This is a genomic window from Bacillus sp. FJAT-26390 (assembly GCF_001682865.1).
Lineage (GTDB): Bacteria > Bacillota > Bacilli > Paenibacillales > Paenibacillaceae > Pristimantibacillus.
Window position 1 is genome coordinate 326781 of record NZ_MAQX01000033.1, and the last position, 12333, is coordinate 339113.

The following is a 12333-nucleotide window of genomic DNA, read 5'->3' on the forward strand; positions in this document are numbered from 1 at the left end:
TTACATCATGAAACTACCAGATTCCATTACAAACGTATTAGCTGAAGCGGATCACCGCCTCGCGCATCATCCCAAGCTGCAAAAGCTATTCAAAAACACCTTTCCGAATACGCTGGAAACGACCATCAAGCTGATGGACGACGGCACTACTTTTGTCATTACAGGCGACATTCCGGCGATGTGGCTGCGCGATTCCACGGAGCAGGTCCGCCATTATATCCCCTACGTCAAAGAGGACGCTGAGCTGCAGCGCATCATCAGCGGCGTCATTCGGCGCCAGATGTTCTACATTAATATCGATCCGTATACGAACGCGTTTAACGAAACGGCAAGCGGCAAGCATTATAACGCCGGCGATCAATCCGACATGACCGCATGGATGTGGGAGCGCAAATACGAGCTCGATTCCTTGTGCTTCCCGACGCAGCTCGCCTACATGTACTGGCGGGAAACGGGCAAAAGCGATATTTTCGACGACGCCTGCTATCAAGCGCTAAATTCGATTGTAAATGTGATCAAAACCGAGCAGCGCCATGAGGAAAGGTCACCTTACCGCTTCGTGCGCCCGGGCTTCAAAGAAACCGAAACGCTGCAAAATGACGGGTTAGGCTTGCCTGTCAACTACACGGGCATGTCGTGGTCGGGCTTCCGTCCAAGCGATGATGCTTGCCTATTCGGCTACAACATTCCTTCCAATATGTTCGCCGTCGTTATTCTTGGCTATATTCGGGACATTGCAGAGCAAGTGTACGGGGACAAGGAGCTAGCAGGAAGAGCGGAGAAGCTGCGCCAGGAGATCGACTTCGGCATTCGCGCATACGGCATCGTTAATCATCCGGTTTTCGGCAAAATCTATGCCTATGAAACCGACGGCTACGGCAATTACTGCCTGATGGATGATGCGGGTACGCCAGGGCTATTGTCTATCCCTTATTTCGGATATGCGCCTGTGGATGATCCTATTTATCAAAATACGCGGCGGTTTGCACTTAGCAGTGAAAATCCTTTCTACTTTGAAGGCAAGTTTGCGAGGGGCATAGGCAGCCCACATACGCCTGCCGGACATGTGTGGCATATGGCGCTATCTATGCAGGCTTTAACGGCTGACAATGATGAGGAAATCAAAGAGCTTATCGATATGCTTATCGCAACCGATGCCGATACCGGCTTTATGCACGAGGGCTTCCATGCCGATGATCCAACGGTTTTCTCCCGTGAATGGTTTGCATGGTCCAACAGCCTGTTCGCCATGTTGATTTGCAAAGCGATGGATAAAGGCATCGTGTAATCGTAAACGGGTTCATTCTCTCATTAAATAGGGGATGCCCACGAGGTCATTGACCTTGTGGGCATCCCCTTCTTGCATAAAGCCTTATTTCTTCACAATATCCTGCACCGCTTTGTCGAATTTCTCAAGCAGCTGGTCGCTCGTAATTTGCTTGCCAAGATACTCCTGCATCGCCGCGCCCCATTGCTGCGTGATGCCATCCGGGAAGCGATCCCAGTTCCAGCTTTTCACTTGTTCAGGGTTCGCGTTCGCGAAGGTAGCGAAATCGCCGCCGATTTTGCCTACCGCTTCCGGATTCGGCTCGATCGAGGACAATGCCGGCACGAATTTAAAGTCGGTGGAGATGAATTTTTTGCCTGTTTCCGATGTAACCATCCAGTTCAGGAACGCTTTCGCTTCTTCCACTTGATCGGATTTGCTGTTGACGATCCAGTTGTTCGGCACGCCTGTGAATACATTAGGTTTGCCTTGAAGCGGCACCGCCATCATTCCTAGGTTAAGCGCCGGGTCGATCTCGTCGATCATGCCTTGAATCCAGTTGCCGTGCTGAATCATGGCGTATTTGCCGGCTGCGAATTCCGCAACCTGCGTATTGTAATCCGTCGTCAAAGCGTTATCTTGGCCGTTAGCGAACATAATGTCCACTAGGCGGATCCACTGCTTCATGATCGGATCATCCTTCAATTTCACTTTCCCTGCTTTTACATCCTCGATAAACGCAGCCGGATCAGCTTGGTTCGCGAATGCAATGTTGAGCGTATGAATACCCATCGACCACCACTCGGAGGTAAGCGCGAATGGAATGATGCCCGCATCCTTCAGCTTTTTGGCTGCTGCTTCAAGCTCCTCAAGCGTCTGCGGAAGCTCCGTAATGCCCGCCTTCGCGAAAAGATCCTTATTATACGTGAAGCCATATGCCTCAAGGTTCATCGGCATGCCCAGCAGCTTGCCGTCACGCGTAATTTGCGCTTTCGATGCTTCTACCAAATCCTTTGCCCAAGCCTCGCCCGTCAGATCCGCCGCACGATCCACATAAGGCTCGAAGCCCGCCCAGCCGCTGGAGTTAAAGATTTCCGGCTCTTCGCCAGCCGCAAGCTCTGCTTTGAGCAATGCGCTGTAATCCTCGCCGCCGCCATGCGTCTCGATTTCAACCTTAACGCCCGTTTCCTTCTCGTACTCCGCCGCCATTTTTGCAAGCGCATCGGCGATCTCTACCTTGAATTGAAATACTTTAATCGTAACGTCCTTCTTCGGCGCTTCCGTAGGGTCTGTCTTGCCGTTGTCGGCCGTTTCCTTTGGAGCATTGGTAGCCGCTGCGCCATTGTTGTTGCTGCTTCCGCAGCCGCTTGCCAGAACGATGAGCATAATAGCAGCTAGCATAAGTAAAGAAATCTTTTTCATCTTATGACCTCCCGCAAATTTTATATATAATCCTATTTTGTAACGCTTACATCGTCATTATAATTGTGCAACAACATGGCACAACACCGAATATATTGTACTTGTAGGTGTAATATGTTGATAACTTCCATATATTCAAGTTATATAAGTTTAACCTTTTACCGAACCGGCTGTAATGCCTTCAATGATATGCTTTTGCAAAAATAAGAAAAACAAGATGATCGGAATCGTGCTCAGCGTGAGCGCCGCCATGGCGAGATCCCATTTGCGCAAATACTGTCCAAAAAACTTCTGTACCGCGAGCGGAATCGTCGTCAAATTATCGTTAATGACCAGCACCGGCAGCAAGTAGTCGTTCCAAATCCACAGCACGTTCAAAATAATGACCGTCACCGTAATCGGCTTGAGCAGCGGGAATACGATTCGCCAGAACACCCCGTAAGGAGAGCATCCGTCCACTACCGCCGCCTCTTCCACCTCAAGCGGAACCGACTTGATAAAGCCGTGATACAGAAACATGGATAACGAAATGCCAAAGCCCATGTAGCAAATAACGATACCATACAGATGGCCGCGAAGCTCGAACAATGAAGTAATGCGCATAAGCGGCAGCATAACCGATTGGAACGGAATGATCATGGCGGCGATAAGCACCGTCAGCAGCAGCTTATTAAAGGCCGTCGGACGGCGCACCAAGCGGTAAGCCATCATCGAGCTGATCACAACGAGCATCACTACGCTGATCGAGGTCACCATGAACGAGTTGAGAAATACCGTTGGAAAATCAATAGCCACCCAGGCCCGCTTAAAATTATCCAGCCCCAGCTTCTCAGGCAGTGAGGCCGCATTGAGCAAAATATATTTGAGCTCCTTGAACGAGTTGACGAGCAGAAAGTAGAATGGCGCCAGAAAAACGAGTGCCACCGCGATGCCGACAAGCTCCAGCAGCAAAATAAGAGGCGTATAACGCTGTCTGTTTTCCATTTAGGCCTCCACCTCCTTCTTCTTCGTGATCCATACCTGCGTCACCGTAATGAGCGCAACGCCGAAGAAGAAGATCATCGCCTTCGCCGTTCCAAGCCCGTAGCGGTTGTTAACCAAGCCTTCGCGGTATACGTTAAGCGCGATCGACTCCGTCGCGTTGCCGGGACCGCCTGCGGTAAGCGACAGGTTAAGATCGAACATTTTGAACGAGTTGGATGTCGTCAGGAACAAGCAGATCGTAATCGCCGGCATGATCAGCGGTACCGTTACCGAACGCAGCAGCTGCCACGCCCCTGCCCCGTCGATTTTGGCAGCCTCGATCAAATCCTTCGGCACGCTGATCATCGCCGCGATATAGATAATCATCATGTAGCCAGCCGTTTGCCATACAAACACGATTACGATTCCCCAAAAGGCCGTATTCGGCGTACCCAGCCACTGCAGGTTAAAAAAGCCAATGTCCGTCGCTTCTCCAATTGCCCGAAAACCCCGAACAAAAATGAAATACCAGATGTAGCCGAGCAGCAACCCCCCGATTACGTTGGGCAGAAAAAACACCGTCCGCAAAAAATTGCGACTCTTCAAGTTGCGCGTCAGCAATAGCGACAGCAAAAATGCCGTAACGTTCGTGACAACGACTGCGGCTGCCGTAAATTTGGTCGTGAACCAAAAAGCATTCCAAAACCGTTCATCGTCGCTGAAAATTTTTATAATATTTTTCATGCCTACCCATTTGGCGTTGCCAAGGTCCATCCCATTCCATTCCGTGAACGTGTAGTAAAAGCCCATCATGAACGGTGCGAGTACAATCAGTATAAATGCTATCAGTCCCGGGCCAACAAACACGGTTTGCTGTACCCATTCGTTCCACTTGATTCGTTTGGACATTGCTCTCGTCCCCCTTCTCTTCCCTGTGCCGGATTCATTCTGCTTGCTAATCACAGTATAAAACCGAGCCCCCTGCCAAACCACAGAGGATCATGATAAGGTAGGTGGACTATATTGACCATCCGTTGCATGATCGGTTACTGTGTATGCAAGAGCAACATGACCAGAAAGTGGGCGGATGGTGGCCATGAATACAGTGAAGCCGTTTAATACGATTCGGAAAAAGCTCATGCTTCTGCTGCTTGCAGCAACGATTTTGCCGATTGCGACCTCGATGATCATTTCCTATAATGCGACAACAAAATCGATCAAAGAGGATGCCATCGCCAAAAACTATCGGCTGCTATCGCTTGGCAAAACCAACATTATGAACTACATGAACAACATTAACCAGAAGTCGCTTGCCGTGTATAACGCGATGAACGTGCCTCGCTCCTTGTACTACATTTTGGAGCACAGCATGGAGGACGAGGTGTTCCCAAACGACATTACCGATGTCATTCGCAACCGTAATTTGCTGAAGGACCATCTGTACAACATTTATCAAAGCGTAAGCGAATTTCATAAAGTACGGCTTTACGTCGTGAACCAAAATGCGACCTATCTGCTCTGGAATGACGACATTAAGGTGGGCCAAAATGAAGCCGCCATCCCGCAAACCGCGAAGAAAGCGTACATTGAGCCCACGCATCAGAGCCATAACTACGGGCTCGTTGATCTCAAATCGGCGGCGACCGAGGAGATGGTGTTCACGCTGCACCGGCCCATCTTTCTAGCGCCCAGCGAGGATCTGCTCGCTGAGCTGTCCATCGATGTGCGGCTGCAGGTGCTTGCTGATTTGAACCGCCAGCTCTATGACGGCGGGGAGGAAAGCTTTTATATCGCTGACGCCAAAGGCAACATCGTGTTATCCACGAATGCAAACGAGATCGGTGCAAAATCGCAGCAAAGCTGGTTCGCGACCGTTGCAGACTCGGGCCTGGACAGCGGACATTTTGAATGGAAGGCGGAAGCGTTCGACGGCATGATTTTTTATGATCGGATTAAGACGCCTTATATGGACTGGTATTTAATTAAACAGACTCCCTACAAGCATCTTTACAGCGCCGCCGATCGAGTCGCCCGCATTAACACCGCAGTCGGAATCGCTTTTCTCGCGATCGTGGTGCTGGCTACGCTGTTCATTTCCATCCGGTTTACGAAGCCGCTGCTTCGTTTGATCGGGTATGTAAACAAAATTGAAACGGGCAATTTGAACGTGTCGATCGACATTCACAGCAATGATGAAATCGGCTTGCTCGCCAGACGTTTCCGGTCGATGATGCAGACGATCAACAACTTGATTTTGACCGAATACCGGCTTGAAATCGCCAATAAGACCAATGAGCTGAAAGCGCTTCAAGCTCAGGTGAATCCGCACTTTTTGTATAATGCGCTGCAGTCGATCGGAACCGTTTCGCTGCAGCACGGCGACACCAAAGCCTACTCGCTCATTACGTCCCTTGGCAAAATGATGCGCTACAACATGAACACGATGGACGCCGTCGTGGAGCTCAGGCGCGAGCTGGATTACGTACAGGCATATCTGGATTTGCAGAAGCAGCGTTTCGATACAGCCTTGCATATCCAGCTTCACATTGACGAGCAGACAAAGGGTATCCTCGTTCCGAAAATGATTTTGCAGCCGCTGCTCGAAAACTTCTTCAAGCATGGCTTTGTCCAATCGTCAGAGGAGCCCTCCGAGCTGATCATTTGCAGCTTTTTGGATGAGGGTGGACAACGGCTTACTATCGAGGTGCAGGATAACGGCAGCGGACTATCGGAGGAGCGTCTGCAAGAGGTGCTTGCACAAATGCAAATGGCGCCACCGCTCGGCGGCGCGAAGGAAAGTGAACAGGACGAGGGCGGCATCGGCCTGCATAACGTCCTCTCGAGGCTGCGGCTGCACTTTGATGCAACTGCCGCAATGGAGCTGCGCCATGTGCAGCCGCACGGCTTTTCCGTTACGATTCATATTCCGCTGGCGAAGGAGAATGAAGGATGAAGGCTTTAATCATTGACGACGAGAAGCATGTAAGGGAAGCGATTCGCCTTCTTGTGCCATGGAAGGACTTTGGCATTGATACGCTGCTCGAAGCGCAGGATGGACTAGCGGCTACCAGTCTCATTCGCTCGGAGAAGCCGGAAATTATTTTTACCGATATGATGATGCCGAACATGGATGGCACCGAGCTGCTGCAATGGGCAGCCGAGCATGCCCCCGCAAGCAAAATCATCGTTATCAGCGGGCATGACGACTTTAGCTTCGTTCGCCATGCGGTAAAGTTCGGCGGGGTCGATTATATTTTGAAGCCGATTGATGCGGAGCAGCTCGTCGGCGCACTAACGAAGGCAGTGAGCTGCTGGACGACGGAGGAGCAGGAGCGCAACCGCAAGCGCAGCATGAATATCGAGCTCAACCAGCTTAAGCCGATGTACTTGGAGCAATATTTCTCGGCGCTGATCAGCAAGCCGGGCTCCTATCCCGGCTTTGCCGATACGATGAGGCAGGAGCTTGGCATTACGGCACCCATTACCCGGGCGCGCATGGCTGTAGTCAGGCTGGAGCTTACCTCACCTGCTGTCAGAGAGAAGTTCGCTTCAGGAATGGATTTGCTGCTGTTCTCGATGACGAATATTTGCAATGAATTTCTGAGGGAGAAGGAGATCGGCTTTGCCCTACGCCACTGGGGTCAGGAGCATGAGCTGCTGCTTCTATTCTGGGGAGACGCCGAGCGGGCGCCGGAGCTGATTGCGGACATGAACGATGCGTTTTTCTTAGCGCTGAAGACGCGTTTCCATGTCGGACTAGGGCAAGCTGCCCCCTTCCCGGAAGCGGCGGCTGCCGCCTACAACCAAGCGAAACAAGCGCTGCTGCGGCGAAATTTGCTTGTCCGCGATTCGTACTGCCATCCGTTCGCGGCAGCAGGTTCCAGCCCCAAAAACACGCTGCTGCTGTTCAGCGAGCATGAGGAAAGGGTGCGCTTTGCGGTGCAAAGCGGCAATAAAGAGCAAATTCGCCGTGCCTTGCAGCCTTGGTTTGACCGGCTTGACCTTGGCGGTTATATTTCGCTGGAGCAGCTTATTCTTTGGCGGCAGCAATTCGAGGTCGCCAAGTCCATTTGGGAATACAACAACGAACACGGAGACGCTGGCGCCGATCATGAAAGCCGAGCTGCGGAGCATACCGCAATCCCTGTTGATTCCAGCGGCTTTTTTGATTATGAGCAGTGGAAGCAATCGTTACTTACCGAAGCTTACGAAGCAGCGAAACGAATGTCGGAGCATGACAAGGAACGCAGCGTCATCGCGGACATAGCCAAATATATTGAGCAGCATCCGCATGAGGATATTACGCTGCAGGATATATCGGAACGTTTTTTTCTAAGCAGGGAATATATTTCGCGCAAATTCAAGCAGGAGACAAACGAAAACCTGTCCGACTTTATTGCGGAGGTTCGCGTGAAGCGCGCCAAGGAGCTGCTTGCGAACGGGCAATTAAAAATTTCGCAGGTCGCCGAGCTGGTCGGCTTCCAGGACGAGAAATATTTTAGCCGCGTATTTAAGAAACGGACGAACTGCTCGCCCAACGATTACCGCAAGCACCATTACAGCGGCGATCAAGAGTAAGCTGCGAACAGAAAAAAAGCCAAGCTCGGCATGAACGGCTGTTGCCATTCGTGCGAAGCTTGGCTTCTTTCTGCGGGAAGAGCCACCTACATGATCGGTGTGCCCTTCTTGAGCGTCTTCATATCACTATTGGAGTTATTGAGCGCGGGCAGCATTTTTTCGCCGCTGACCATTGGTTCATGGCAGATCAAACAAGTAGGAACGTGATCAAACGCAAAGTTATCGCGCATCCAACTGTTGCACCCTTCCGTCTCGCATGTCCATACCTTCGTGTTTTCTTCCGGAATCTCTTCAAGCGGTTTTTTACGATTGTACATGGTCAGCCCCCTTCGCGCTAAAAAAGGAAAAACTGCCTCGAACTTATGAGTAAGGGGCAGTTATCATTTATAAACAGCAGTGTATTGTGAATATTTGCTTCAAACTTGCAATTGATTTCATTGTACCATATTTCGTCCAATAAAGGCAAATCTCAGCCTATCGTTTTGTGCCTTTTTTTTGGAAAATCGCTGTAATAAGCAAATAACTGCTCTGCGGGCTTGAAATACAGATGTCCGTCCTCCCAAGGCTGGAAATGCAAGTCCATTCTGGAGTCCGGCCAATGGGCGGGCGTACCGGCTGTATTTAATTTGCCGGGCAGCACAGGCTCCTCCACTACTGCCGGAAATTCCTGATAACCGAACAGCAAATTTTCGTGCATGGCGATGATTTCGTATTTTGGCCCAAGGAATGCCCGTTCCTCCTGAAGCTGGTAATGATAATAAATATAGCTTGCCGCCATTTCCGGTTTTAAATGCGCCACTCTGCCAACTCGCCTCTCCACATGCTCTTTGCGCAGCCAATGCTCATAGCTCGCCGGTTCATTAAAATGAAAAACGTCGATCATCGGAACCCACTTGCGCGCTGTCGCCTGTCCCGGCCAATCCGCAAGAAAAGAGTCCATTTCCGGCAGCAGCTCTTCCGGCTCGATCAACCGATCCACGCATTCGCAGTAGACAAACACATTGCGCTCCCACTTGAAGCAGCCCACCGTCATAATCTCGCCTTGCTCGATGAGCTGATGCACCGCAGACCCTTGCTTCGCCGCTTCAATCGCTTCCTCTTCAAAGCCTTCTTGTATATACGCCCGCGCTATTACTCTAAACATAAGTACCTCGCTTCGCTTGATCGGATGATGAGTATTACTTGGTAATACTTTGTCTGCGGAGTGGAAATGACTGAAACATATGCTCGTTTTGCGGCTTTGCTGCGCTCGCTAGAGCGGGCACATATCGCTATCATAAGGGAGGACAAGCCCAGCTTTCAATCTCTATTTTACAAAAATACGGCCTAAGCGCCTGATTTCCTGAATGTTGGATATTCTAATGAATGGAGTTGTAAAACCATGAAAAGACGAGGAGGATGTTCAATTTGGAAAGCACAAGCGAATTCGTCGCAAAATTTAAAGCTACGCAGCACAAGGCGGAGCTGAATAAAAGACGGAACGGAAACGGCAACCCTGCCGAGAGACTTGCCAACAAGCAGCACAGCACGAATAAGTAAGAGCAGATCATTAACGTCTAATGACGCTGCTTGGCGACGAAACAAAAACAGACCCTAGCAGCCTCACTGCTAAGGGTCTGTTTCATATGGAATGGAACGCAGTGCAGCTACGTTGCAGCTTTGCAGCAGAAATAGCAACCAAGGCGGGAATTAGCGTGCAAACAGGTGATTCTGCTGCACTAACTACATCCTAGCCAGAAAGTTAGCAAGGAGCGAGGGGTCCTGTTGTATTAACTGCAACGTAGCCAATGCTTTGAAGGTGCAGAAGGATTCTGTTGGGCCTAGATCCTCTAAAACTACAACTGAATCCTAGCCGCCTTCTCCAACATAGGTTTCCCTAGACTATTTAAACGGAATATTCATGCGGGTAATATTCAATGCGCGAATCCGCTACAATCGTCAGGCTGCTCTCTGCTGCGTCGTATTCGATCGGACCGTCTTTGACGTAATACCAGGTTTTTAGCGTAGGCTGATCATCATATTCCTTAAAAACAAACACGTTCAGCTCTTCCTTATGCGCCAGCAGCTCCTCGATCTCCGCACTCCATGGCAAATTGACCGTGAACCTCCAGCCATTCCCCTGCGGAACGAGCGTATACGGAACATCCTGCTTATTCGAATCAATAAACATCCGCCCGCCCACCGCATGCTTAACAAGAAACGTTTGTTTCATCTCAATCCTCCTTAAAAGTTTGCGAATGCAAACTTACTTCGAAAGCATGTGCTTAAAGTTTGCGAATGCAAACTTACTTCGAAAGCGTGTACTTAAAGTTTGCGAATGCAAACTTACTTCGAAAGCGTGTGCTTAAAGTTTGCGAATGCAAACTTACTTCGAAAGCTCATTACGGCAAATCGATAAGCATAAAAAAGGCATGCTCCTCAGCAAAAAGCTTGAGCCCGTCCGCAGCCTCAATCTGCGCCGTATCTCCTGTCGCCAACGTTTCGCCTTCCGTCTGAAGCTGCCCCTCAATGATATATAAAAATTGCTTGCGACCCTCTTCTACTGCGTAATCAAGCTGCTTCCCCTGCTCTAATTTACTCAAATAGATCGTCATATTTTGCCCAATCGAAGCTACCTGCTCTAGAGGCTTATCGGAAACGACAGGGAGCAGCGCGTTATGCAGCTTATCCGTATCGAACCGGCTCGCTTCATAGGATGGCGCGAGTCCTCGCTCTTTTGGCATAAACCATAGCTGAAGCAGCCGCAGCTCTTCAACCTCTGAAGCATTAAACTCGGTATGGATGACGCCGGTACCTGCCGACATGCGCTGAACCTCGCCAAACGAGGATACGACAGCGTTGCCCAAATTATCCTCATGCCTAATCTGACCGTTTAATACGATGGACACAATCTCCATATCGCTGTGCGGGTGAGCGCCAAAGCCTCTTCCCGGTGTCAAATAATCATCATTGCATACACGCATGACACTAAAGCCCGTTCGATCCGGATCGTAATACGCCCCGAATGAGAAGCTTGGATGGCTGCGCAGCCAGCCGAGATCGGCCATATGCCGCGTAGCAGCGGGAAATACGTTGATCATCGTCTCTCCTCCAAACAACTATTTATTTACTTACTTATTTATAGCAGTTTTCCGCCATGCAAGCAAGCCTCAAGAGCAGGCAAATACCTAACACAAAGAAGCAGCCGTTTCTCAAAAGAGAAACCGACTGCTTCCCGCTGCGCGTCTAGCCTTTAGCCTCAATCCCTGACAGGATTAAGCAAAGTTTCGAAACCGTCAATGCGGCACTCTACAATGTCGCCATCACGAATAACGACTGCACCCGGCGTGCCGGTCATAATAATATCGCCTGGCAGCAAAGTCATGACCTTAGAATGAAATGCTACGGCAAAATAAGGCCGGAACCTCATATTAAACACTTTGTTCCGATGCGCAACCTCGCCGTTAATGGCCGTCTCGACTTGAATGGCAAGCGGATCAGGAAATTCATCCTTCGTAATCAGCTGCGGCCCGAAGCTGAAGAAGGTATCAAAACTCTTGGCTCTTGTTAAGTAACGTTGATGTCTGGCGTGAATATCGGACGCCGTTACATCAATCGTCGTCGTATAACCCGCAATTACATCGTACACCTCAGCCTCCGTTATATTTTTGCAGGTCTTGCCGATGATAATCCCAAGCTCAGCTTCCGCCGTTATTTTCCCGACATCCGCAGGGATACGTATCGCATCCAGCGGACCGATAATCGTCGTATCCGGCTTCATATAGCTAACCGGCTCGTCATTCGGATCAATGGCTGCAAGCTCCTCCGCATGCTGCACATAGTTCATGCCAATGCCCCATATTTTGCGCGGCTGGCGGTACAAAGGCATATATTCCGCCTGCCCATAAGGAATAGCTGCCAATTGCTCTAGCTTATCCTTGCCGCCGCCCTCATACCAACCGGTTAAAGGCTCCAGCTCGCCAAGGCGAATAAGCTCAAACAGCTCCGTGCTCCAACTCGCCGCTTCTGCTTCATTAATCGTTTCCATTAATACAAGCCCAATCGCGCTAGGCAGCGCGGCAAGCTCCCTTCCATTCACTTTTACGGATGATACTTTCATCGTT

Annotated in this window: 12 protein-coding genes; 4 read left to right on the forward strand and 8 right to left on the reverse strand. The window is 50.2% G+C overall.

From position 1 onward, the window contains the following. Positions 1-7 precede the first annotated feature (7 nt). Positions 8-1288 carry a glycoside hydrolase family 125 protein gene (locus tag A7975_RS25710; RefSeq protein ID WP_065387021.1) on the forward strand — a complete coding sequence of 427 codons (1281 nt, stop codon included), beginning with the start codon at positions 8-10 and terminating at the stop codon, positions 1286-1288. A gap of 84 nt (positions 1289-1372) precedes the next feature. Here A7975_RS25710 and A7975_RS25715 read toward each other — a convergent pair whose 3' ends face one another. From A7975_RS25715 to A7975_RS25725, 3 genes are all read right to left on the reverse strand, one after another. Then, complete coding sequence (locus tag A7975_RS25715; RefSeq protein WP_065387022.1) at positions 1373-2689, reverse strand: ABC transporter substrate-binding protein; 1317 nt, start codon at positions 2687-2689, stop codon at positions 1373-1375. Between the two features lie 150 nt (positions 2690-2839). Continuing rightward, positions 2840-3673, reverse strand: coding sequence for a carbohydrate ABC transporter permease (locus A7975_RS25720; protein ID WP_053373648.1), 834 nt, complete (start codon positions 3671-3673; stop codon positions 2840-2842). Continuing rightward, the gene (locus tag A7975_RS25725; protein ID WP_053373647.1) at positions 3674-4561 is read right to left on the reverse strand and encodes a carbohydrate ABC transporter permease; all 888 of its coding nucleotides are present in this window, start codon (positions 4559-4561) and stop codon (positions 3674-3676) included. 187 nt (positions 4562-4748) lie between these two features. Between A7975_RS25725 and A7975_RS25730 the strand changes: the two genes are divergently transcribed. Together A7975_RS25730 and A7975_RS25735 are read left to right on the forward strand one after the other, a co-directional pair. Then, complete coding sequence (locus A7975_RS25730; protein WP_065387023.1) at positions 4749-6605, forward strand: sensor histidine kinase; 1857 nt, start codon at positions 4749-4751, stop codon at positions 6603-6605. Then, on the forward strand, positions 6602-8230 hold the full coding sequence (locus A7975_RS25735) for a response regulator (RefSeq protein WP_065387024.1): 1629 nt from the start codon (positions 6602-6604) through the stop codon (positions 8228-8230). The genes A7975_RS25730 and A7975_RS25735 overlap by 4 nt, the downstream gene beginning before the upstream one ends. Positions 8231-8316: 86 nt before the next feature. Here the strand turns inward: A7975_RS25735 and A7975_RS25740 are convergent, their stop codons facing one another. Together A7975_RS25740 and A7975_RS25745 are read right to left on the reverse strand one after the other, a co-directional pair. Next, entirely contained in the window at positions 8317-8547 is a 231-nt protein-coding gene (locus tag A7975_RS25740) for a cold-shock protein (RefSeq protein ID WP_053373644.1), read from the reverse strand. Between the two features lie 152 nt (positions 8548-8699). After that, a complete protein-coding gene (locus tag A7975_RS25745; RefSeq protein ID WP_065387025.1) occupies positions 8700-9374 on the reverse strand; it encodes a hypothetical protein in 675 nt (224 codons plus the stop codon). 263 nt (positions 9375-9637) lie between these two features. Between A7975_RS25745 and A7975_RS33325 the strand changes: the two genes are divergently transcribed. Beyond that, positions 9638-9769: a DUF4023 family protein gene (locus A7975_RS33325; protein WP_082198461.1), complete on the forward strand. Its 132-nt coding sequence runs from the start codon at positions 9638-9640 to the stop codon at positions 9767-9769. Positions 9770-10115: 346 nt separating this feature from the next. Here the strand turns inward: A7975_RS33325 and A7975_RS25750 are convergent, their stop codons facing one another. The 3 genes from A7975_RS25750 to A7975_RS25760 form a co-directional block, all read right to left on the reverse strand. After that, positions 10116-10442: a hypothetical protein gene (locus A7975_RS25750; protein ID WP_065387026.1), complete on the reverse strand. Its 327-nt coding sequence runs from the start codon at positions 10440-10442 to the stop codon at positions 10116-10118. Between the two features lie 169 nt (positions 10443-10611). Continuing rightward, positions 10612-11310 (reverse strand): pirin family protein, encoded by a 699-nt coding sequence (locus tag A7975_RS25755; protein WP_065387027.1) that lies wholly within the window; start codon positions 11308-11310, stop codon positions 10612-10614. Between the two features lie 158 nt (positions 11311-11468). Continuing rightward, a complete protein-coding gene (locus A7975_RS25760) occupies positions 11469-12329 on the reverse strand; it encodes a fumarylacetoacetate hydrolase family protein (RefSeq protein ID WP_065387028.1) in 861 nt (286 codons plus the stop codon). Between the last annotated feature and the right edge of the window lie 4 nt (positions 12330-12333).